This window comes from Nocardia salmonicida (genome assembly GCF_036142455.1).
Taxonomy (GTDB): domain Bacteria; phylum Actinomycetota; class Actinomycetes; order Mycobacteriales; family Mycobacteriaceae; genus Nocardia; species Nocardia salmonicida.
This window is the reverse complement of sequence record NZ_CP108014.1, coordinates 3,599,617-3,622,248: the sequence shown is the minus strand read 5'-3', so window position 1 is coordinate 3,622,248 and position 22,632 is coordinate 3,599,617. Positions and strand designations below refer to the sequence as shown.

19 protein-coding genes are annotated in these 22,632 nt (G+C 68.8%); 11 read left to right on the top strand and 8 right to left on the bottom strand.

Features of this window, described 5'->3' with window-relative positions:
* Nucleotides 1–34: 34 nt before the first annotated feature.
* Nucleotides 35–1,048, bottom strand: a complete 1,014-nt coding sequence (locus tag OHS03_RS17190; RefSeq protein ID WP_328663949.1) for an Rv2578c family radical SAM protein — start codon at nt 1,046–1,048, stop codon at nt 35–37.
* A 31-nt stretch (nt 1,049–1,079) separates the two neighbouring features.
* A complete protein-coding gene (locus OHS03_RS17185) occupies nt 1,080–2,054 on the bottom strand; it encodes an NAD-dependent epimerase/dehydratase family protein (protein ID WP_056815427.1) in 975 nt (324 codons plus the stop codon).
* Between the two features lie 192 nt (nt 2,055–2,246).
* Between OHS03_RS17185 and OHS03_RS17180 the strand changes: the two genes are divergently transcribed.
* Nucleotides 2,247–2,576, top strand: a complete 330-nt coding sequence (locus OHS03_RS17180) for a type VII secretion target (protein WP_056810684.1) — start codon at nt 2,247–2,249, stop codon at nt 2,574–2,576.
* The gene (locus OHS03_RS17175; protein WP_328663947.1) at nt 2,573–4,204 is read left to right on the top strand and encodes a hypothetical protein; all 1,632 of its coding nucleotides are present in this window, start codon (nt 2,573–2,575) and stop codon (nt 4,202–4,204) included. Before OHS03_RS17180 ends, OHS03_RS17175 begins: the two co-directional genes overlap by 4 nt.
* Before the next feature lie 56 nt (nt 4,205–4,260).
* Here OHS03_RS17175 and OHS03_RS17170 read toward each other — a convergent pair whose 3' ends face one another.
* Both OHS03_RS17170 and ypfJ read right to left on the bottom strand, forming a co-directional pair.
* The gene (locus OHS03_RS17170; RefSeq protein ID WP_328663945.1) at nt 4,261–4,755 is read right to left on the bottom strand and encodes a hypothetical protein; all 495 of its coding nucleotides are present in this window, start codon (nt 4,753–4,755) and stop codon (nt 4,261–4,263) included.
* Between the two features lie 48 nt (nt 4,756–4,803).
* Complete coding sequence (gene ypfJ, locus OHS03_RS17165; protein WP_062983484.1) at nt 4,804–5,730, bottom strand: KPN_02809 family neutral zinc metallopeptidase; 927 nt, start codon at nt 5,728–5,730, stop codon at nt 4,804–4,806.
* Between the two features lie 209 nt (nt 5,731–5,939).
* Here ypfJ and aspS point away from each other — a divergent pair, with 209 nt between their 5' ends.
* Together aspS and OHS03_RS17155 are read left to right on the top strand one after the other, a co-directional pair.
* Complete coding sequence (aspS, locus tag OHS03_RS17160) at nt 5,940–7,748, top strand: aspartate--tRNA ligase (RefSeq protein WP_301901506.1); 1,809 nt, start codon at nt 5,940–5,942, stop codon at nt 7,746–7,748.
* 75 nt (nt 7,749–7,823) lie between these two features.
* A complete protein-coding gene (locus tag OHS03_RS17155) occupies nt 7,824–8,792 on the top strand; it encodes a DUF389 domain-containing protein (RefSeq protein ID WP_063006304.1) in 969 nt (322 codons plus the stop codon).
* Between the two features lie 2 nt (nt 8,793–8,794).
* Here OHS03_RS17155 and OHS03_RS17150 read toward each other — a convergent pair whose 3' ends face one another.
* The gene (locus OHS03_RS17150; protein WP_328663943.1) at nt 8,795–9,814 is read right to left on the bottom strand and encodes a hypothetical protein; all 1,020 of its coding nucleotides are present in this window, start codon (nt 9,812–9,814) and stop codon (nt 8,795–8,797) included.
* Nucleotides 9,815–10,007: 193 nt separating this feature from the next.
* Here OHS03_RS17150 and OHS03_RS17145 point away from each other — a divergent pair, with 193 nt between their 5' ends.
* Both OHS03_RS17145 and OHS03_RS17140 read left to right on the top strand, forming a co-directional pair.
* Nucleotides 10,008–11,177 carry a hypothetical protein gene (locus OHS03_RS17145; protein WP_056810664.1) on the top strand — a complete coding sequence of 390 codons (1,170 nt, stop codon included), beginning with the start codon at nt 10,008–10,010 and terminating at the stop codon, nt 11,175–11,177.
* A gap of 75 nt (nt 11,178–11,252) precedes the next feature.
* Nucleotides 11,253–12,074, top strand: coding sequence for a siderophore-interacting protein (locus OHS03_RS17140; RefSeq protein WP_328663941.1), 822 nt, complete (start codon nt 11,253–11,255; stop codon nt 12,072–12,074).
* A gap of 14 nt (nt 12,075–12,088) precedes the next feature.
* Here OHS03_RS17140 and OHS03_RS17135 read toward each other — a convergent pair whose 3' ends face one another.
* The 3 genes from OHS03_RS17135 to OHS03_RS17125 all read right to left on the bottom strand — a co-directional run bounded on the left by OHS03_RS17135 (nt 12,089) and on the right by OHS03_RS17125 (nt 15,484).
* Complete coding sequence (locus OHS03_RS17135; RefSeq protein ID WP_328663937.1) at nt 12,089–13,336, bottom strand: RNA polymerase sigma factor; 1,248 nt, start codon at nt 13,334–13,336, stop codon at nt 12,089–12,091.
* Nucleotides 13,333–13,686: a YciI family protein gene (locus tag OHS03_RS17130; protein ID WP_328663936.1), complete on the bottom strand. Its 354-nt coding sequence runs from the start codon at nt 13,684–13,686 to the stop codon at nt 13,333–13,335. The genes OHS03_RS17135 and OHS03_RS17130 overlap by 4 nt, the downstream gene beginning before the upstream one ends.
* A gap of 133 nt (nt 13,687–13,819) precedes the next feature.
* On the bottom strand, nt 13,820–15,484 hold the full coding sequence (locus OHS03_RS17125; RefSeq protein WP_407942493.1) for an alkaline phosphatase D family protein: 1,665 nt from the start codon (nt 15,482–15,484) through the stop codon (nt 13,820–13,822).
* 133 nt (nt 15,485–15,617) lie between these two features.
* Here OHS03_RS17125 and OHS03_RS17120 point away from each other — a divergent pair, with 133 nt between their 5' ends.
* From OHS03_RS17120 to OHS03_RS17100, 5 genes are all read left to right on the top strand, one after another.
* Nucleotides 15,618–16,994 (top strand): replication-associated recombination protein A, encoded by a 1,377-nt coding sequence (locus OHS03_RS17120; RefSeq protein ID WP_084466194.1) that lies wholly within the window; start codon nt 15,618–15,620, stop codon nt 16,992–16,994.
* A gap of 72 nt (nt 16,995–17,066) precedes the next feature.
* Nucleotides 17,067–19,730 carry an alanine--tRNA ligase gene (alaS, locus tag OHS03_RS17115; RefSeq protein WP_062982992.1) on the top strand — a complete coding sequence of 888 codons (2,664 nt, stop codon included), beginning with the start codon at nt 17,067–17,069 and terminating at the stop codon, nt 19,728–19,730.
* Nucleotides 19,730–20,281, top strand: a complete 552-nt coding sequence (ruvX, locus tag OHS03_RS17110; RefSeq protein ID WP_056810643.1) for a Holliday junction resolvase RuvX — start codon at nt 19,730–19,732, stop codon at nt 20,279–20,281. The genes alaS and ruvX overlap by 1 nt, the downstream gene beginning before the upstream one ends.
* On the top strand, nt 20,278–21,783 hold the full coding sequence (mltG, locus tag OHS03_RS17105) for an endolytic transglycosylase MltG (RefSeq protein ID WP_328663934.1): 1,506 nt from the start codon (nt 20,278–20,280) through the stop codon (nt 21,781–21,783). The genes ruvX and mltG overlap by 4 nt, the downstream gene beginning before the upstream one ends.
* Entirely contained in the window at nt 21,776–22,582 is an 807-nt protein-coding gene (locus OHS03_RS17100) for a shikimate dehydrogenase (RefSeq protein WP_328663932.1), read from the top strand. Before mltG ends, OHS03_RS17100 begins: the two co-directional genes overlap by 8 nt.
* The last annotated feature ends 50 nt before the right edge of the window (nt 22,583–22,632 follow it).

Below are 22,632 nucleotides of genomic sequence, written 5' to 3'. Positions count from 1 at the left end.
TTGTCGGATCCGAGTGCCGGAGGTCTGGCGGCGGTCAGCCGAAGAGAGCGAGTTGTGCGCTCTGTGGCGTGGCAGGGGGAGTGGCTGGCGTTGTGCGGCCTTGGGTCTGACGGAGGCCGTGGTGCGTCAGCAGGGGGTTCACCCGGTCGCGTAGCCAGTCGCGGTAGAGCGGGGTGACGTTGCCGCCGCGGGCGTAGAGCTGGCGGTAGCGGCGGATGAGTGCGGGGTGTTCGGTGGCGAGCCAGGTGAGGAACCAGTCCCGGGTGGGGCCGCGCAGGTGCATCGGGAAGGCCATGGCGCTGGACGCGCCCGCGTCGGCGATCGCGGCGAACAGGGCCTCGAGATGTGCTCGGCTGTCGGTGAGGCACGGGATGATCGGCGCGGCCATGACATGGACGGTGAAGCCCGCGTCGGCCAGTGCGCGGACCAGGTCGAGGCGGGCGCGCGGTTCGGGGGTTCCCGGTTCGAGGCTGTGGTGCAGATCGGGATCGAGGATGGCGATCGACACCGCGACGCTCACCTCGACGCGCCGGGCCGCCTCGGTGAGTAGCGGGAGGTCGCGGCGCAGCAGCGGGCCCTTGGTGAGGATGGAGAACGGGGTGCCCGAATCGGAGAGCGCGGTGATGATGCCGGGCATCAAGCGGTATCGGCCCTCGGCACGTTGATAGGGGTCGGTGTTGGTGCCGAGCGCCACCGCCTCGCGCTGCCAGGAACGGCGCATGAGCTCACGGCGTAGCACCGCGGCGATATTGGTCTTCACCACGATCTCGGAATCGAAATCCTCGCCCGCGTCGAGGCCGAGATATTCGTGGCTGCCGCGCGCGAAGCAATAGCGGCAGGCGTGCGAGCAGCCGCGCATCGGGTTGATCGTCCAGCGGAAGGGCAGCGCGGAGCCCTCGGGCATCTTGTTCAGCGCGCTCTTGCACAGCACCTCGTGGAAGGTGATGCCGTCGAACTCGGGGGTGCGGACGGAGCGAACCAGCCCGGCCCTGGTCAGGCCGGGCAGCGCGCCGTCATCGGCGTCCAGGGTCTGAGCTTGCCACCGCACCCCACGAGTCGAACATTTGTTCGAACAGGTGTCAAGCCTGACGCGACGCCCGCAGGAAGTCGACCAGGTCGTTGACGGTCTCCAGGGTCGGACGCGGGCGGTAGCCGAGTTCGCGTTCGGCCTTGCCGTGATCGACGGTCGGCGCCGAGATCAGCGCGCCCATAGCGGCTTTGGACATGATGTCGGAGCCGAGGCGCCTGCTGATCGGCTCGAGCACCGGCATCATCGCGCCGACCGCCTTCGCCGGGATGACGAAGCGTGGACCCTTGGCGCCGGTGCGGGCCGCGGCCATCCGGCACAGGTCGACCATCGTGGTCATCTCGCCGCCGAGCAGGTAGTTCTCGCCGGTGCGGCCCTTCTCGCCCGCCAGGATCAGGCCGTGGGCGACATCGCGCACGTCGACCAGATCGAAGCCGCCGCCGATCATCACCGGAACTCGGCCACGCATCGCCTGGCCGGCGGCGGAGTTGATGCGCGAGAGCCGGTCCAGGTGGTCGACCGGACCGTAGACGCCGGTCGGATTCACGATCACCGCGTCGAGTCCGCGTTCGATCACCGGCCGCAACGCCAGTTCGCCGGACCACTTCGACCGGTCGTACACCGGCAGGCTGGGATCGTCGGAGCGGCCGGAGGTCTCGTCGATGTGCCCGCCCGCGCGGTACTGATCGAAGGCGTGGATGGAACTGGTGTGGACGAACCGGCGCACTCCCGATTCCAGCGCCGCCTCGGCGGTGACGCGCACGCCTTCGGTGTTCACCCGCCACGCCAGATCGTTGCGTTCGGCGAGGGTGATCAACGCGACGAGGTGGTAGACCACCTCGGCGCCCGCCAGTACGGTCCGCATCGACGCGGGGTCGAGCACATCGCCTTCGACCCAGGTCACGGCCGGATCGGCGGTGGTCGGGGCCACGCGGTCGATCGCGACGACCTCGTGGCCGCGCTCGACGAGCAGAGGGATCAAGTTGGTACCGAGGTAGCCGGCTGCGCCGGTCACTGCGACCTTCATGAGCTCGAGGATATAGAACATGTTCTAGTTTTGATAGTCGATCGCCCAGATCGAAGGTGGCACGACTCGAAAACTGTCGGCGAATTCGGCTATATTTGGCGCCAATCGCAGTTGGGCGGTCGCGTCGGGAGTTTCGCGTCCGCCGTTGCCTTCTGTAGTGCAGACTTTTCACGACGAGTTGGGGGGATTCGCATGACCGATCTCTCGGTGCAAACCGGAGAGGTCGCCGCGTTCGCGGCGACCAATGGCGGGGTGGCGGCACAGGTCGCCGCGGCGGGCAATATCGACTTGGTCGCCAGCGTCTCGGCGGCGACGCCGGTGTTCGGCCTCATCGGCGCCGACTACCTGGCGATGTTCGCGGCGGCACAAGCGTTGCAGGCCAAGGACATCAACGATCTGTCGGCCAAGTTCAGCTCGCTCTCGGACGCGGCCTTCAAGTCGTCGGTGACCTTCGAGACGACCGATATCGACAACGCCGCCGAACTCGCGCGTCAGGCTGCTGGGCTCGGGGGCCCAGCGTGAAGCCGCTGAGTTCGGACACCGGAGTCATCGCTCCCGACGCCGCCATGGCCGCTGCCGATGCCGCGACCGCGTCGGTGCTGGGTGCGGTACCGCTCGACTCGCAGGCGATTCTGGATGTGTCGCTGATGCAGGTGCCCGAGGATGTGGCGGCCGACGAGGAAGCGGTCTTCACACTCGCGCAGAAGATCACCGACGAAGCCCAGAACGGCAGCATGTCGCCCGCCGGGTTGGGCGGGCTCGGCGGGCTCGGCACCGGCGTACAACCCCAGGACATCCTGTCCGGCGTCGCCGAGGACGCCTCATCCGCGCTCAGCGGCCTGCAGGGCACGGTGGCTCAGGTCGCGGCGCCCGCGTCGGCCGCCGCGCTGACCGCGTTCGACCAGGCCAAGTCCGCACTCACCGGCACATCGGGCGCCGGCGCCGCGAACACCTCCGGCGCGAGCACGTCCGCCGCCGCGACGACACTGACCGAAGATCCGGTCGCCGCGCTGATGAGCGGACTGTCGCTGCCGGCGCTGCCCGGCGTCGACACCCTGTTCCAGCCGTTCCTCGACCTGCTCAGCAGCTTCGGTACCGGTGTTTTCAGCGGGCTGGACCCGACCACGATCCTGAGCAACTCCTCCGCGGTGATCGAACAGGCGATGAGCCTGGCCCAAGGCGGGGTGAAGACCGTTCAGCAGGTGTGGGAAGGCCAGGCCGCCGACGCGGCGACCACAGCCAGCCAGCAGGCGCAGACCCAGGGGCAGGACACCAGTCAGCGCGGCATCGACATCTCCGCGCTCACCCAGCAGGCGGCCGCTGTCGTGCAGACCGGCAACGCGCAGCTCACCACCATCGCCACCACCTTCGCGGCCCAGGCCACCGCGCTCGCGCCGACGATCATGCTGCCGCCGACCCAGGCAACCTTGATCGGCTTGGCCACCACGCATCTCGGTGAGGCGGTGTCGGTCGTCAATGTCACCCGTGGGCAGTTGATGGGCTACACCGGTGAACTCAGCGGCGTCGTCGGGCAGCTCGCCAGTCAGAGCGGCCTGCCCTCGCCCGAGGAAGTCCTCTCCGCCGCGTCGGAGAACATCGGCGAACCGCTGCTCACCCAGGCAGAGGAAGCCTTCACCGGCGGCGGCGACTCCTCCACCACCGCGGCGAGCACCACCGCGGGCACCACCTCTCCCGGCTCGACGACAGCGTCGAGCCTCGGCTCCGGTGGTTCCGGTGGCAGCGGCGGCGGTTCCGGCGCCTCGCTCGGCGCGCTCGGGACCGCGCGGGGTGGTGCGGGCGGCAGTTCCGCGGGCACCCCAGGCGCGGGTACGCCGAAGACCACCGCGGCCGTACCGGGTGCGGCGGTCCCCGCCGGTCGAGTGATGCCCACCGTCAACGCGATGGGCTCCGGCACCACCACGGCCGCGAGCACCGGCGGTACCTCCGGCATGATGGGCGGCGGCGCGGGAGCAGGCGGCGGCGCGGGCCGTGGCAACAACGAGGAAGAACACGGTCGCACCGTGCAGCCCTACCAGAGCCGCACCGGCAACGACGATCTCACCGGTCCGCTGGGCGAATCCACACCCGACGTCATCGGTGCCGTCCACGAGGACGAACGCGACGAGGACGCGACCGCGGACCGCTTCTGACCCGAAGGGGCTCGCCGGTGGAAACCGGCGAGCCCCTTCGGGTCAGCGTCGAACGATCAGCTCTTGAAGGCGTCGACCAGCTTCTTGTAGAGGTCGGTGAAGCGTTTGCGGGCGTCCTTCTGCGCCGGATCGAGGCCATCGGATGCCTCGGGGGAGTAGACGACCAGGTGGACTTCGTCGGCCGGATCGTCGGGCATCAGATCGATGATCTGGGTGCCCCTGTTATCGCCGGCCGGAATGCCGAAATCGATCTCCTTGAGCGCGTTGATCTCCTCGCGCGCGGCCGAAATCACGTCGGAGGCAACCTTTCCGGTCACCTTCTTGGGGGCGGTCTCGGGCTTGCGGTCCTTGCTCACGGCATCGGGCTGGTGCACGGCCTCGCCGTCGGCGAAGATCTGCAGGACCGGGCGCAGGTCGGTGCGCTGCGACCAGCCGTCGGGGATCGTGGTCAGGCTCACCAACGGTAGTGGCGCCGGATCGGCATGGGCGAGTGCGCTCGCGCCCGGCAGGGCGAGAGCGCAGACGAGCAGTCCGGTCATGGTCAGGCGCATGGGTTCCCCTCGATCGAAAGACAGTGCGTGGGTATCGCGTTCGAGGAGTCAGCGTAGCCCGGGCGGGTTGTCCAGGTCACGCGCGGAATAGGTGTCACAGGCCTGCACCGACCCGGTCCGGTAGCCGACGAGGAACCACTTCTGCCGCTGATCCGAGGACCCGTGGGTCCACGACTCGGGATTGACGCCGCGACCCGCCGAGCGTTGGATGCGGTCGTCGCCTACGGCATTCGCGGCCGACAGCGCGTCGCGAATATCTTTGTCGGACAGGGTTTTCAGGAAGGGCTGCCCACCTCCCGGCGAGGGCTGCTTGTCGGCGAAGTTGGCCCAGATGCCGGCGTAGCAGTCGGCCTGCAGTTCGGTGCGCACCGCGCCGGAGGTCGCGCCCTGCGGATCGCGCTGGGCCTTGCCGATATCGCCGAGCTGGTTCTGGATATGGTGGCCGACCTCGTGCGCGACCACGTACTCCTGCGCCAGCGGTCCCGCGCTCGCGCCGAACCGGTCGGTCAGCTCCTGGAAGAAGGCCGTGTCGAAGTAGGCGGTCTGGTCGGCCGGGCAGTAGAAGGGTCCGACGTCGCTGGTGGCATTGCCGCACCCGGTATTCACGGCACCGGTGAACAGCACCAGCTCGGGCTCGACATAGTTCTTGCCGGTCTGTTGCGGCAGCTGCACCGACCACACCGCGTCGAGGCTCTGCGCGGTGGCCACCACCCGGCAGTCGACGTACTTGTTCGCGTCGGCGCCGGTCTTGCAGTGCGCCGGCGTTCCCGCGGTCCCCGGCTGAGCCTGCTGCCCGCTCTGCGCGCCGGTGAAGTTGCCGAGTACCGTCCCGGGATCGCCACCGAGGAGCAGCGTGATGACCAACAGGATCAGACCGCCAGCGCCGCCGCCGAGAGCGAGCTTGCCGCCCATGCCGGGTCCGCCACCCGAGGAAGCCCGGCCGGGATCGATCTGCATACCTTCGTTGAAGGTCATCGCGGTACTCGCCTTCGCTCGGTTGTCCAGCTGCCTCACAGCATGATTCACCGTCGGCGGGAGCGGCGACGGCGGACAGGTGTCACAAGCTTGACACGGTGGGGAATATATCGGTTTTCACTCGGGCACCGTGTCTCACTACGATGGCAGTGCACCCGGTCATCTGCGCCGGTGCGACAAGTCCGTGAAAGTCTGTCGAAAGGAATACCGTGCTGCGCACCCACTTGGCTGGTTCGCTGCGAGGCGAGCACGCCGGTCAGACCGTCACCCTCACCGGCTGGGTGGCGAGGCGTCGTGACCACGGTGGTGTGACCTTCATCGATCTGCGCGACGCTTCGGGCGTCTCGCAGGTGGTTTTCCGCGAGGGCGAGGCGGCCGAACAGGCCCACAAGCTGCGCGCGGAATACTGTGTGCAGGTCACCGGTGTGGTGGAACGGCGTCCCGACGGCAACGAGAACCCGGAGCTGCCGACCGGGCAGATCGAGGTCGACGCCAAGGAACTGGTCGTGCTCAACGAGAGCGCGCCGCTGCCGTTCCAGCTCGACGAGACCCCCGGCGACGAGGCCCGCCTCAAGTACCGCTACCTCGACCTGCGCCGCGAAGGCCCCGGCCACGCCATCCGCCTGCGCTCCAAGGTCAACGCCGCCGCCCGCGAGGTGCTGGCAAGCCACGACTTCGTCGAGGTCGAGACCCCCACGCTCACCCGCTCCACCCCGGAGGGCGCTCGCGACTTCCTGGTTCCCGCGCGCCTGCAGCCGGGCAGCTTCTACGCGCTGCCGCAGAGCCCGCAGCTGTTCAAGCAGCTGCTGATGGTCGGTGGCATCGAGCGCTACTACCAGATCGCGCGCTGCTACCGCGACGAGGACTTCCGCGCCGATCGTCAGCCCGAGTTCACCCAGCTCGACATCGAGATGAGCTTCGTGCGCCAGGACGACGTGATCCTGCTGGCCGAGGATATTTTGACCGCGCTGTGGAAGCTGGTCGGCCACGACATCGTCACCCCGATTCCGCACATGACCTACGCGGAGTCGATGCGGCGCTACGGCTCCGACAAGCCCGACCTGCGTTTCGGCGTCGAGATCACCGAGCTCAGCGACTACTTCAAGGACACGACTTTCCGGGTGTTCCAGTCGGAGTACGTGGGCGCGGTCGTGATGCCCGGTGGCGCGAGCCAGCCGCGACGCCAGCTCGATGCCTGGCAGGAGTGGGCTAAGCAGCGTGGCGCCAAGGGCCTGGCTTACATCCTGATCAACGAAGACGGCACCCTGGGCGGCCCGGTCGCCAAGAACCTGACCGACGCGGAACGGGACGGCCTGGCCAAGCAGGTCGGCGCCGAGCCGGGCGACTGCGTGTTCTTCGCCGCCGGCGCGGTGAAGTCGAGCCGTGCCCTGCTGGGTGCCGCGCGCGGCGAGATCGCCCGCAAGTGCGACCTCATCGACCCCAACGCCTGGGCTTTCGTCTGGATCGTCGACGCCCCGATGTTCGAGCCCGCCGCCGAGGCCACCGCCAGTGGTGACGTGGCGCTGGGCCACTCGGCCTGGACCGCGGTGCACCACGCGTTCACCTCGCCCAAGCCCGAGTCGCTCGACACCTTCGACACCGACCCCGGCTCCGCGCTGGCCTACGCCTACGACATCGTCTGCAACGGCAACGAGATCGGTGGCGGTTCCATCCGTATCCACCGTCGCGATGTGCAGGAACGCGTGTTCTCGGTGATGGGCATCGACAATGCCGAAGCCCAGGACAAGTTCGGCTTCCTGCTCGACGCGTTCGCCTACGGCGCCCCGCCGCACGGCGGCATCGCCTTCGGCTGGGACCGCATCACCGCGCTGCTGGCCGGTGAGGACTCGATCCGCGAGGTGATCGCGTTCCCGAAGACCGGCGGCGGTGTCGACCCGCTCACCGACGCGCCCGCGCAGATCACCGCGCAGCAGCGTAAGGAAGCGGGCATCGACGCCAAGCCCGAGGTCAAGGGCAAGGCCACCGACGCGGCGAAAGTTGTTGCGGCCGAGAAATAGCGGTCATCGGAGGTAGCCCGGTACCTTCTGGTCAGTTCCCGTATCGCCACGGCGATACCGATCAGGAGGACACCGGTGCTACATCTTCGAGTGATCAGCCCGCCCGACCAGACCGATGCATTGGTGCGGATCCTCGAAGCCGACGCCGGTGTCACCCACCTCACGGTGATGCGCGGGGTCGCGCTCGACCCCGTGGGCGATCTCGTCCAGGCGGACGTGGCGCGAGAGGCGGGCAACACGGTGCTCGCCGACGTGAAGGCGCTCGGTATCGTCGAGCACGGCGGGATCACCCTCGGCCCGGTCGACGCGGTGCTCTCCGACGCCGCGGACCGCGCGGTCCGGGCGGCGCCCGGTGATCCGAGCGACGCGGTGATCTGGGAGCAACTGCTCAAGGAGACCCGCGAGGAATCCTCGCTCAACGCCACCTTCGTCGCGTTCCTGACCATCGCCTGCCTGCTGGCCGCGATCGGAGTGGCCACCGACTCGCCGGTCACCGTCGTCGGCGCGATGGTGGTGGGCCCGGAGTTCGGTCCCCTGGCGGCTTTGTCGGTGGCGCTGGTGCGCCGCAACTGGCGGCTGGCGCGGCGCTCGATGATCGCCTTGGCGGTGGCATTCCCGATCGCGATGGTGGTCACGCTGGGCGCGACGATCGTGTGGGAGCACCTCGGTTGGATCACCACCGAGGGCATCATCGACGCGCACAACGTCGACTTCATCTACGAGGTCGGTCCGTTCTCGTTGGTCGTGGCGTTGCTCGCTGGATCGGCAGGCATGTTGTCGCTGGTCACCGCGAAATCAGCGGCCCTGATCGGTGTCTTCATCTCGGTGACGACCGTGCCCGCCGCCGGGTACGCGGTGGTGGCGGCGACGCTCGGACAGTGGCACCGGGCGTTCGAGTCGGCCGGTCAGCTGGCGGTGAACCTGGTTGGCATCGTGATCGCCGGAGTGGTGGTGCTCGAGCTGCGGCCCAAGGCGGGTGACGAGAGGGGCCCGATCGGCCGGTTCAAGCGGGCCATCGGCATGCGGACCACCCTCGAACGCTGACCTCAGACGCGGGCGACCGGTCCCGCCGTCAACATCCGGTAGGAGTACGTCACCGCGATGACGCACACCGGCCCCGCGACGAACAGGCCCAGCCCGCACAGCGCCGCGCCGACGAGGGTGACCAGCATGACGGTGAGGGCCAGCAGCAGCGACGCCCACAGATTCGCCAGCACCAGCTGCGCGCTCGCCTTGATCGCTTCCACGGGGCCGTAGTCCTGATCGATCACGAAGTGCAGCGAGAACATGCACAGGAACCCGGCGATCAGCCCCGGAGCCAGGCACAGCGACGACAGCAGCAGGGTGACGGTGAACGCGAGCAGCGAGGTCAGCAGGACATTGCCCGCGTTCACGAATCGGAAGAACGATCCGAATGCCGGTGGATACCCGTCGGTTTCGTAGAGCGCGCCGCGCACCATCGCCGCCTGCAGCAGCCACAGCGCGACGATCACCATCAAGAACAGGAACAGCACGCTGAACGGTGATGTCGGATCGACGATCTGGACGACGGCGAGGAAGCCGAGATAGATCAATACCCCCACCGCGGTGACCCCCAGCCACGGACCGGGATTGGCCCGGAATCGCTCCCAGCCGTAGCTCAGCGAACGGCCGATATCGAGGGCCTGTGCTCCCGAATGGTAGTAACCGGGCGTCTGCCCGCCACCACCCGTTGACACGCCGGATGCGGGGGCTGCGGGGTAGGTCGGATTCTCCGGTTTCGACTGGGGCACCGCGTAACCGGGACCCGTGCCGGTGGGCCCGTACTGCGGCGTCTGTCCGCCGTGGCCGGCAATCGGTGGCGGCGGCTCGACCGGCTCGTGCCCGTACTGGGCGGCGCCGGGGCCCTCGAACTGCGGATAGCCTGCGCCACCGGCCATTCCGTGCCTGCTCGGTCCGGTACCGGGAGCCGGTGGTTGCCCGGTTCCCTCGTGTCTGCCCCCGGGTCCGGCGAATTGTCCGCCACCGCCCGGAACAGGCGACCCGCCCGGTGAATCGCTCGATGCGGCGTACGGTGTGTCGGTCACTGTGGTAGACCTTTCGACTCAACCGGTTTGCGGTGTGGCGCACAGCAGTTCACGATGAGAAAACCCGACGACCGGCTGATGTGTCAAGCCAACAGGAACACACGCGCAACCTCGGTGCCAACACGCCGAACGACGCGGAAAGGTTGTCCAACCGCTCGCTAGAAGTGACCGGGTACGAGTAGCTTGAGAGGCGATGACCGCACTATTGGCCGAACGCGCCGCCGACGTCGTGTCCGCAGCACAACAGTTGCTCACAAAGCGAATGGGTGCTCCGGTAAAGCTGAGTGATCCGATCGAGCTCAGCGGCAGTGGTAGGACGACAGTCCTACGCGTGCGTGTTGCGGAAAACGCATTTTCGTTGCCGCGCACGCTGATCGTCAAGCAGGTGCGCGGTTCTACTCCCGACCGCCGCGCCGGTGGCTTGGCGCCCGGCGTCGCCAGCATCGACGCGGCGTTCCTCCGCGAGGCGGTGTCCTACCAGTTCACCACCGCGCTGAGTCGCGAGCAGCGTCCCGGTGCCTTCCTGATCGCGCACAGCGTCCCCGACCGGCTCCTCGTGCTCTCCGACCTCGGTGACAACGCGTTACTCACCTCGGTGCTGCAGGCACGTGTGGAGCCGGGTACCCGCAACTCGCTGATGGCGTTCGCGCAGGCGCTCGGCCGGATGCACGCCGCGACCGTCGGCCGCGAACCCGACTTCGTCGCCCTGATGCGTCGGGTCGACTCGGTGCACCGCGTCGACGGGATCGCCCAGCAGGCCCAGGCCGCCATCGCCGAGGTCCCCGGTCTGCTCGCGGCCGAGTTCGGCATCGAGGTGCCCGGCGAGATCGCCGAACGCATCGTGCACGGCAACCGTCTGTTCACCGGTGGCCGCTACCGCGCGTTCAGCCCGTCGGACCTGTGCCCCGACAACGTGATCATGAACGAGGAAGGTGCGCGGTTCCTCGACTACGAGTGGGGCGGTTTCCGCGACGCCACCCTCGACATCACTTACGCGCTCGTCTCCTACCCCGGCTGCCTGTGCGATTTCGAACTCTCGCGCAGCCGAGCCAAGGAAATGGTCGAGGCCTGGCGTTCTGCCGTGGTCGGCGTCTGGCCGTCGCTGGCCGACGACACCGTTCTCGCCGAACGGATCCTCGAGGCCCGGCTGATCTGGGTCTGGCTGTCCACCTACTGGTTCCTGCCCGCCGACCACGCCCGCATCGCCACCGCCCGCGAACACGGGCTGTCGGTCCCGCGCTCGGAAGCCCTGATCAACCGGTGGTCCGCACTCGCCGAAGACGCCAGGATGACCGGCGACGACGCGGTCGGCGACTTCGCCGAACAGGTCTCGGCGATGCTCGAGGAACGCTGGTCGGAGTAGCGGAGCGAGCTGGCTCCCCACTTCTCGCCGCGCCGCGGGTACCGTCGGCAGGGATCTGAGGAGTTGGGAGCAGCCGTGCCGATACCGGTCACCGTCACAGTCGTCCGCAAGCAGTGGTTGACCCCGCACCTGGTGCGCGTGGTCGGCACCGTGTCGGACGGATTCACCCCTAACGCGTTCACCGACGCCTATGTGAAGTTGATCTTCCCGGCGCCCGGCGTCGAATATCCCGAGCCGTTCGATCTCGACACGGTGCGCGCGACGCTCGGCCCGGAGAGCCAGCCCGTGCTGCGCACCTACACGGTGCGATCCTTCGATCCCGAGCCGCGCGAGATCAGCATCGACTTCGTGGTGCACGGCGACGAGGGCGTCGCGGGGCCGTGGGCACGCTCGGTGGAGCCGGGCGCGCGGTTCTGGTTGAACGGACCGGGCGGCGCGTTCGCACCCGACCGGGCGGCCGACTGGTACCTGCTCGCCGGCGACGAATCGGCGCTGCCCGCTGTCGCGGCCGCCCTCGAAGCACTGCCGGCCGGCGCGCCCGCGCTCGTGTTCGTCGAGGTGGGCGGCACCGAGGACGAGATCCCCCTTGTTTCTCCCGCTGATCTGCGCCTGCACTGGGTGCATCGCGGTGTGTCCTCGGACCGGATCACCGACGACCTGGCCGGGGCGCATTCGCCGCTGGTGGCGGCGGTGCGTGCGGCCGAGTGGTTGCCGGGTCAGGTGCAGGCGTTCGTGCACGGCGAGGCCGAGTCCGTGATGCGTCAGCTGCGCCCTTACCTGCGCAAGGAACGCGACATCGCGCCGAAATGGCTCTCGATCTCGGGATACTGGCGGCGCGGCCGCACCGAGGAGGGCTTCCGTGAATGGAAGCGCGAGCTGGCAGCCGAGGGCGCCTGATCACGCAGTAGTACTCAGCGGGTCAGCGCGGCGAGTTTGCCGCGCAGATGGGCACGTTCGACCGCATTGTCGGTGAGCAGCAGCGCCGACTCGTAGGCGGCGATCGCTTCGCCGGTGCGTCCGAGATCGGTGAGGAAGGCGGCGCGGGCGGCGTCGAGATAGCCGTAGGTCGCCAGCGCCGGTTCCGCGCCGAGCGGATCCAGGAGCGCCAGCGCCTGGGCCGGATCGCCGGCCAAGCCGACCGCGATGGCGTGATTGAGCAGCGCGACCGGCGACGGCGCATCGCGCAGCAACAGCCGGTACAGGCCGATGATCTCCCGCCAGTCGGTATCGGCCCAGGTCGGTGCCTCGTCGTGCACGGCGGCGATCGCGGCCTGCAAGGTATATCGGTCGGTATGTGGCAGCGCGTGTTTCACCAGCGCGATGCCCTCGGCGATGGCCGCTCTGTCCCAGCGGTCGCGGTCCTGGTGTTCGAGCGTGCACAGCGTGCCTTCGTCGTCGACGCGCGCTGCCCGGCGCGCGTCGGTGAGCAGGATCAGCGCCAGCAGCCCGGTCACCGACGGGTCGTCGGGGACGAGCGCGTGCATCATCCTGGCCAACTGCAGCGACCGGTCGACGAGATCGGTACGGACCAGCACTTCGCCCGCGGGCGCGGTGTGGCCGGTGGTGAACAGCAGGTGGATGACCGCGCAGATGGAATCGAGCCGCTGCGGCAGCTCGCGCACCGAGGGCACTCGATACGGGATCGCCGCTACCGCGATCTTCTTCTTGGCGCGGGTGATCCGCGCGGCCATGGTCGCCTCGCTCACCAGGAACGCGCGAGCCACCTCGGCGGTGGTGACGCCGCAGACCAGCCGCAGTGTCAGGGCGACCTGCGCCTGCGGCGCTAGCGCGGGGTGACAGCAGGTGCTGATCAGCCGCAGCCGGTCGTCGGGGATCACCGGGTCGTCCAGATCGGCCAGGGCGAGGTCGGCGGTATCGTCCACCGATTCGTCGACGACGAGCCGGGGCAGCGCGCGCCGGAAGGTGCTGTCGCGGCGCAGCAGGTCGAGGCCGCGACGCCGCGCGACCGTCGTCAGCCAGGCGCCGGGTCGGGCCGGGACACCGTCGCTCGCCCAGACGGTCAGCGCCGTCGCGTAGGCGTCCTGCACGCATTCCTCGGCGAGGTCGAAATCGCGGACCGACCGCACCGTCGCGGCGAGCACAAAAGCCCACTCGCGACGGTGCGCCTGTTCGACGGCCGCGGCCGCCGCTGTGATCACGACTGCGGGTAGACCTGGATCGGGCGCACCTCGACGCCACCGGTGGGGGCAGGTACCTGTGCGGCGATGGCGATCGCGGCGTCCAGGTCCGGCGCCTCGAGTAGGTAGTAGCCGCCGAGTGCTTCCTTCGCCTCGGCGAACGGGCCGTCGGTGATGACGACCTCGCCGCCCGCATCGTGGCGGATCGTGGTGGCGGTCGCGGTGGGCTGCAATGCCTGCCCGCCGAGGTTGGCGTCACCGGCGATCTGCTGGAAGGTGCGATGGGCGGCGAGCATGTCGTCGAACTCGGTGGGGGAGTACGCGGCGTAGGTGGCTTCGTCGCCGTAGATCAGGACCAGGTACTGGCTCATGATGTGCTCCTTCGGGTGGGGGCTGCCCGCTCGTCGGGTGGCCGTACTCACTCGACGAGCGAGCGCGGGCACAATCGACAACCCTGTCCGAAGAATTCTGCGCCGATTTCCGCGGCGTCGCGACGAACCCCGCTCAGTGCACCGGAGTAGACCGCGGTTCGACCCGTCCGCCCGTCGCGACGGCGAACGACGCGCCGTGCCGCACGCCGGTGGCGGGATCGGTGACGTCGACGACATAGAACCAGTCCATCTGCGTTTGCGTCGCGGTGACCTCGAGCACACCGAAGCCGTGTGAGTCGAGTTCGGTGTAGCGCAGGTGGTGGTTGGCCGCTTTGATGGCCTCTTCCGCCGGTACCGACGCGGTGCGGGCGGGCATCTTCAGCAGATCGCCGACGCTGGAGGAGGTGACCGACGGGATCACGAACTCCGCGCCGACCGTCGGCCCGCCCGGGTAGTTCGCGGCGTTCAACGGCAGGTCGGCGGCCCAGGAGGTGTGGATGTCACCGGTGAGGAACACGACGTCGCTCACCCCGTTGTCGACGATCGTCCGGAACAGGGTGTTGCGGTCGGCGGTGTAGCCGTCCCACTGGTCGCCGTTGACGGTGATGCCGCCCTGCGGGAGGCCGAGCGCCTCGGTGATCGCCTGGGTCGTGGCCGCCTCCAGCGGCGGGAACAGCAGCGGCGCGACCATCACCGAGTTGCCGATGAGCTTCCAGCGGGTGGGCGAGGAGGCGAGCCCGGCGGTGAGCCACTCCATTTGGGCACGGCCGGTGATCGTGCGGGAGGGGTCGTCGGCGTGGCGCCACCCCGCGCCCGGCCCGGCCTCCTCGTCGCGGTAGCTGCGCAGATCCAGCATCGACAACTCCGCCAGCGTGCCGAAACGCAAGCGGCGGTAGATCTGCACCTGGCCGTCGGCGCGAGTCGCGCGCACCGGCATCCACTCCAGGTAGGCGCGGGCCGACGCGGACTTGCGATCACCCCACGGGCCTTCGGTGGCCGGGTCGTGGTTCTCCGCGCCCTCGCGCCAGGAGTTGTCGGCCGACTCGTGGTCGTCCCAGGTGCAGATGAACGGCACCGTGGCATGCAGGGCCATCAGATCGGGATCGGTCTTGTACTGGCCGTGGCGGGTGCGGTAGTCGGTGAGGGTGACGATCTCGTTCGCCGGGTCGTGCGCGCGGACCGCGCCGTTGCGGCCGGTGTACTTCCCGCGCCCGTACTCGTAGATATAGTCGCCGAGATGCACGATCGCGTCGAGATCGGTGCGCGCGGCCAGGTGCCGGTAGGAGCCGAACCAGCCCGCTTCCCAGTTGGCGCACGAGACCAAGCCGAGGCGCAGACGGTCGACCTCGCTGTCCGGTGCGGGCGCTGTCCTGGTGCGACCGACCGGGGAGGTCTCGCCGCCGGAGATGAAGCGGTAGAAGTAGTCCTGACCGGGAGTGAGGCCGGTCGCGTCGACCTTGACGGTGTGGTCGGTATCGGCGGAGGCGGTGACGGTGCCGGACGCGGCGAGCGCGCCGAAGTCGGCATCGATGGAGATTTCCCAGCGCACCGGTGCCGCGTCGCCGATGCCGGAACCGGGGGTGGCGTCCTCGGCGACGGTGACCCTGGTCCACAGGATGACCGCGCCCGGCAGCGGATCACCGGATGCCACACCGTGCCGGAAGACGCCGCCGGCGGCCTGCGCGGGCGCGACGGTGCCCAATACCGCGACCGCCGCCACCGCCGTCGAACCGGCGAACAAGGTGCGGCGGGCGAACCCGACCGGCTGGGACGCTACGGCGCTGTTGTTTTCGACCACGATCAGCGATCACAGCCCACGGATCGGTTCCGCGCAAGTCCGCGCGAGCATTGTTGGTCAACTGTCCATCTTCGCGGCGGATTCTGGACGGATTCCAGGGCAGGTCGAGCGCGGTGGGTGAGCTTCGCAGAACATGTCCGAGGGCCTCGGTACCCTGCACACCGTGAGCGACAGCCTTTTCGACGTGCCCGGCGAACACGCGTCCGCCGAACCCGGCGCCGATGCGGTGTTCCGTCGCGACTCGGGCGCGCCGCTCGCCGTCCGCATGCGCCCCGCGAACCTGGACGAGGTGATCGGTCAGGCGCATCTGCTGGGTCCCGGCTCCCCGCTGCGCAGGCTCGTCGAAGGGTCGGGTGCGGCGTCGGTGCTGCTCTACGGCCCGCCCGGTACCGGCAAGACCACCTTGGCCTCGCTGCTCTCGCAGGCCACCGGTCGACGGTTCGAAGCGCTGTCGGCGCTCTCGGCCGGGGTCAAGGAGGTACGGGCGGTGATCGACCTCGCCCGACGCCGACTCGCCGCGGGCGAGCAGACCGTGCTGTTCATCGACGAGATCCACCGCTTCTCCAAGACCCAGCAGGACGCGTTGCTGGCCGCCGTCGAGAACCGGGTCGTGCTGCTGGTCGGCGCGACCACCGAGAACCCCTCGTTCTCCGTCGTCTCTCCGCTGCTGTCGCGCTCGCTCGTCCTGCAACTGCAACCGCTCACCCCCGACGACATCCGCGCGGTCCTGGCCCGCGCGATCACCGACCCGCGCGGTCTCGCCGACGCCTACACCGTCAGCGACGAGGCGATCGAACACATCGTCCGGATCGCGGGTGGCGATGCCCGCCGCGCGCTCACCGCCCTGGAGGCGTCGGCGGAGTCCGCGACCGACGGCGCCGTCGAGTTGGAGACCGTCGAGGCCACCGTCGACAAGGCCGCCGTCCGCTACGACCGGGCGGGCGACCAGCACTACGACGTGATCAGCGCCTTCATCAAGTCCATTCGCGGCTCCGATGTCGACGCCGCCGTGCACTACCTTGCGCGCATGCTCGCCGCGGGCGAAGATCCTCGATTCATCGCGCGCCGACTGATGATCCACGCCAGCGAAGACATCGGCATGGCCGACCCGATGGCCCTGCAGACCGCCACCGCCGCGGCGCAGGTCGTCCAACAGGTCGGCCTGCCCGAGTGCAAACTCGCCCTGGCGCAGGCCACGATTCACCTCGCCACCGCCCCCAAATCCGGCGCGGTGACCACGGCCATCGGCACGGCCATGGCCGATGTCTCCCGCGGCAAGGCCGGTGCGGTGCCGCCCTACCTGCGCGACGGCCACTACGCGGGCGCCGCCCTGCTCGGCAACGCTCAGGGCTACAAGTTCCCGCACAAGTACCGCGAGGGCGTCGTCACCCAGCAGTATCCGCCCGACGAACTGGTCGGCACCGACTACTACCTGCCCACCGACCACGGCAACGAACGCACGATCGCCCCGCGCCTGGAGAAGCTGCGCCGCATCATCCGCGGAAAATAGCCCTACCTGCGTGGCGTGGACCACCCCGGTCGATGAAAAACCACGCGCACCGCACCGGTAGTCTGGGTATTTGTGCAGACCCACGAGATTCGACGACGGTTCCTGGACCATTTCGTCCGTGCCGGACACACCGAGGTCCCCAGTGCTTCGCTGATCCTGGCCGACCCCAACCTGTTGTTCGTCAACGCAGGCATGGTCCAGTTCGTTCCGTATTTCCTGGGTCAGCAGACCCCGCCGTGGGCTACCGCGACCAGCGTGCAGAAGTGCGTGCGCACCCTCGACATCGAGAACGTCGGCATCACCACTCGCCACAACACGTTCTTCCAGATGGCGGGCAATTTCAGCTTCGGCGACTACTTCAAGCGCCAGGCCATCACCCTCGCCTGGACGCTGCTCACCGATACCGTCGAGAACGGCGGCTACGGCTTCGATCCCGAGCGTCTCTGGGTCACCGTCTACCTCGACGACGACGAGGCCGAGCGGATGTGGCTCGAGATGGGCGTGCCCGCCGACCGCATCCAGCGCCGCGGCATGGCCGACAACTACTGGTCGATGGGCATCCCAGGCCCGTGTGGCCCGTGTTCGGAGATCTACTACGACCGCGGCCCCGAATACGGTGTCGAGGGCGGCCCCGAGGCCGACGAGGACCGCTACATCGAGATCTGGAATCTCGTGTTCATGCAGAACGAGCGCGGTGCGGGCATCTCCAAGGACAACTTCGAGATCCTCGGCCCGCTGCCCAAGCAGAACATCGACACCGGCATGGGCGTCGAGCGCGTCGCGTTCCTGCTCCAGGGCGTGGACAACGTCTACGAGACCGACCTGATGCGCCCGATCATCGACAAGGCCGAGGAACTCACCGGCCGCTCCTACGGCGTCGACCACACCGACGACGTGCGCTTCCGCGTGATCGCCGACCACGCCCGCACCGCCGCGATGCTCATCGCCGACGGCGTGAACCCCGGCAACGACGGTCGCGGCTACGTGCTGCGCCGCCTGCTGCGCCGCATCGTGCGTTCGGCGCGCCTGCTCGGCGCCGAGAAGCCGGTGATGGCCGAGCTGATCAAGGTCGTCACCGACCTGATGTCGCCGTCCTATCCTGAACTGGGCACCGACTTCTCGCGGATCGAGACCGTGTCGGTCGGCGAGGAGCTGGCGTTCCTCAAGACCCTCAACACCGGCGAGACCCTGTTCGACAACGCCGCCACCGCGGTGAAGTCCAAGGGCGGCAAGCAGATCACCGGTTCCGACGCGTTCGCCCTGCACGACACCTACGGCTTCCCGATCGACCTCACCCTCGAAATGGCCGCTGAGGCAGGCCTTTCCGTCGACGAGGACGGTTTCCGCTCGCTCATGGCCGAGCAGCGCAAGCGCGCCAAGGACGACGCGCAGGCCCGCAAGCACGCCCACGCCGACCTCACCGTCTACAAGGAACTGGTCGACCGCGGCGCCACCGAGTTCACCGGTTTCGACGAGCTGACCTCCGAGGCCAACGTGCTGGCCCTGATCGCCGACGGCGTGCGGGTCCCGGTGGCCACCCTCGGCCAGGACATCGAGGTCATCCTCGATCGCAGCCCGATGTACGCCGAGTCCGGCGGTCAGATCGCCGACCGCGGCACCATCACCGCCTCGGGCCTGAAGCTCCAGGTCAACGATGTGCAGAAGATCGCCAAGAAGGTCTGGGTCCACAAGGCCACTGTCGAGGCGGGTCAGATCACCGAGGGCGATGTCGTTCTCGCCCAAGCGGATCCGGCCTGGCGTCGCGGCGCCACCCAGGGTCACTCCGGCACGCACATGGTGCACGCCGCCCTGCGTCAGATCCTCGGTCCCAACGCCGTGCAGGCGGGTTCGCTGAACAAGCCCGGCTACCTGCGTTTCGACTTCAACTGGCAGGGCGCGCTGTCGGAGCAGCAGAAGGCCGATATCGAGGCCGTCTCCAATGACGCTGTCGGCTCGGACTTCCCGGTGAACACCTTCGTCACCGATCTGCCCAAGGCCAAGGAAATGGGCGCGATGGCGCTGTTCGGCGAGAACTACGGCGACGAGGTGCGCGTCGTGGAGATCGGCGGTCCGTTCTCCATGGAGCTGTGCGGTGGCACCCACGTGGAGCACTCCTCGCAGATCGGCCCGATCACCCTGCTGGGTGAGTCCTCGGTCGGCTCCGGTGTGCGTCGCGTCGAGGCCTTCGTCGGCCTGGACTCCTACAAGTACCTGGCCAAGGAGCGTGCGCTGCTGGCCGGTGTCGCCTCCTCGCTGAAGGTGCCCTCCGACGAGGTGCCCGGTCGCGTGGAGCAGCTCGTGGAGCGGCTCAAGGTGGCCGAGAAGGAACTGGAACGCACCAAGATCGCCGCGGTGCTGTCCTCGGCGGGCACGTTCGCCGAACAGGCCGAGCGGGTCGGTGCGGTGCGTCTGGTGGCCGCCGCGGCGCCCGAGGGCGTGTCGGCCGGTGACCTGCGCACCCTGGCCACCGATATCCGTGGCCGGCTCGGCAGCGAGGCCGCTGTCGTGGTGCTGCTCGGCAATGTCGAGGGCAAGGCGCCGTTCGTGGTGACCGTGAACAAGGCGGCCCAGGATCTCGGCTTCAAGTCGGGCGATCTGGTCGCGGCCTTCGGACCGAGCATCGCCGGGCGTGGCGGTGGCAAGCCGGAGATGGCACAGGGCGCGGGCTCGGATCCGTCGGGTATCCCGACCGGTTTGACCGCGGTCCGTGCCCGGGTGGCCGAACTCGCCGGCTGATGACGACCCCTGGTTCGTCCAGCGAGGAATCCGCCGACCGCCCCGACCCGGGCACCGACCCGGGTCGGGGCCGTCGGATCGCGATCGACGTCGGTAGCGTGCGCATCGGTGTCGCCTCGAGCGACCCCGATGGCATCCTCGCCACTCCCGTCGAGACCGTCGCCCGCGCCAAGTCCGGTGGGCGCACCGGCGGTCCACCCGCCGACATCGCGAGAATTGCCGACATTGTGCGGGAATACGAAGCGGTGGAGGTGGTCATCGGCCTGCCACGCACCCTGCGCGGCGAAAACGGCACCGCGGCTGCCATCGCGCGTAAGTTTGCCAAGCAGTTGCGCCGGGTGATCGACCCGATTCCGATACGCCTTTCCGACGAACGTTTGACTACGGTGTCTGCTGCACGTGCGCTGCGCGACAGTGGAGTTCGCGCACGTGGCCAGCGGCAGATGATCGATCAGGCGGCAGCCGTGTCGATTCTGCAAGGATGGTTGGACGAGCGGAGTTCGGTGTTGAAGGACGCAGCAGATACGGCGAGGGTCGGAGACGATGCATGACCGACCGATGGACCAGGGCCGAGGAACGCTACCGAGCACGGGAAGCTGACCGGCGCTATCCCCGACGCGACGATTGGGGTCTGGACGCTCGTGCGGCGCGCGACGACGAGCCGCAGCAGGCCGGACCTGCCGGGTGGGACGACGAAGCGGGCACCGATGTCATCCCGCGCTACGAGGACGAGATCTACGACGAGCCCGAACCCGAGCCCGAGCCCGAACCGGCGCCCCCGCCGCGCCGAGTCGGGCAGCGCGCGGCGCAGTCCGCTCGCGCGGCAGCGCCCGAACGCGGCCGCGCTCGCCCGTCGGGACGCGGCAAGCGGTCGCGGATCGCCTCACGCAAGGCGGCTGAGCGTAAGCGACGCCGTCGCAATTTATGGGCCGTGGCCGCGGTATTCGTCGTTCTGGTCGTCTCGGCGGCGGGTTTCGCCGGATACAAACTGATGGGCAGCCTCAGCCCGGCCGAGGATTTCGCCGGTCCGCCCGGTGCGCCCGTGGTGGTCCAGGTGCACTCCGGTGACACCGCGACGCAGATCGCCGACGAGATGCACGGCAAGGGCGTGGTCGCCAGCTCCGAAGCCTTCTACGAAGCGGCCGTACGGAATTCGGCCATGAACAGCGTCCAGCCCGGTTTCTACGCGATCGGCGCGAAGAGCCCGGCCGTCGACGCTGTCACCGCGTTGGTCGGCGGGAAATCCCGGGTGGGCAATGTGACGATCTCCGAGGGGCGGCTGCTGCACGACAAGCACGACGCGACCACCGGTGGTCGATACGACGGCATCTACCGCAAGATCGCGGAGGCCAGCTGCGTCGGCCCCGAGCGCAAGTGCGTCACCTACGAACAACTCGACGCCGCGGGCGCGAGTATGGACCCGAACGCACTCGGCGTGCCCGCATGGGCCATGCAAGCGGTCAGGGAAACCCCCGATAGAACCAGGCAGCTGGAAGGCCTCATCGCCGCCGGGACCTGGGATTTCGATCCGAGCGGGACACCGGAACAGATCCTGCGGCAGATGGTGACCGCGAGCGTGAAGAGCTACGAGGCCACCGGACTGCTCCAGTCGGGCGCCGACACGAAGCTGTCGCCGTACGAAACGCTCGTCGCCGCCTCACTGGTCGAACGGGAGGCGAAACCCCAGGATATGGGCAAGGTGGCACGGGTGATCGTGAACCGGCTGCGGGTCGGTCAGATGCTGCAGTTCGACTCCACCGTGAACTACGCGCTCGACACCACCGAGGTGGCCACCACCGACGCCGACCGGGCCGCGGAGACGCCCTGGAACACCTACGCGATGGAGGGTCTGCCGAAGACGCCGATCGCCGCGCCGTCGGTGGGCGCGTTGCGTGCCATGGAGAATCCGGAGCCGGGTGCGTGGTTGTACTTCGTCACCGTCGACAAACAGGGCACGACCAAGTTCACCGACTCCTATTCGGAGCATCTGCGGCTGGTCACGCAGGCGCAGCGCAGCGGCATCCTCGACAGCTCACGGCCCTACGGTGGCTGAGGCGCGCAAGGCGGCGGTGCTCGGCAAGCCGATCGAGCATTCACGTTCGCCACAACTGCATCTAGCGGCCTATCGCGCGCTCGGATTGCCCTGGAGCTACGAACGCATCGAGTGCTCGGCCGAGCAGTTGCCGGGCCTCGTCGACGGGCTCGGGCCGGAATGGGTCGGGTTGTCGGTGACCATGCCCGGCAAGGAGGCGGCGCTGGCGGTGGCCGTCGAGCGCACCGAACGCGCGGTGCTGGTCGGCTCGGCCAACACTCTCGTGCGCACCGAGGGCGGATGGCGGGCGGACTGCACCGATGTCGACGGCGTCCTCGGCGCGCTGCGCGGCGGCGGTGTCTTTTCGCTCGACGAGGCCGTCGTGCTGGGTGCCGGTGGAACAGCCAGGCCGGCATTGCTGGCGCTGTCGGAACTCGGGGCGAAGACAGTCACGGTGATCGCCCGCGATGCCGGACGGGCGCGTAGCGCGCTGGAATTGGCCGATCGACTCGGGATGGCCGCCACGGTCGTGCCGCTCGACGCGGAGCAGGTGCGTGCGGCGTGCGCGTCGGCTGGTGCGGTGGTCAGTACGGTGCCCGCCGAGGCCGCCGCGGTGATCGCCTCGGCCGTAGCCGAGGCGCCGGTGGTGCTCGACGCCATCTACAACCCGTGGCCGACCCCGCTGGCAACGGCGGTCGAGGCCGCCGGGCACACGGTGGTCAGCGGGCTGCAGATGTTGCTGAATCAGGCTTACGGTCAGGTCGAGCTGTTCACCGGACAGCCCGCGCCGCGCGCCGCGATGGCCGCTGCCGTCGAATAGGCCCGCGCTGTCGGAAGAGATTGTCGCCCGATCCGCGAAATTGATACCGG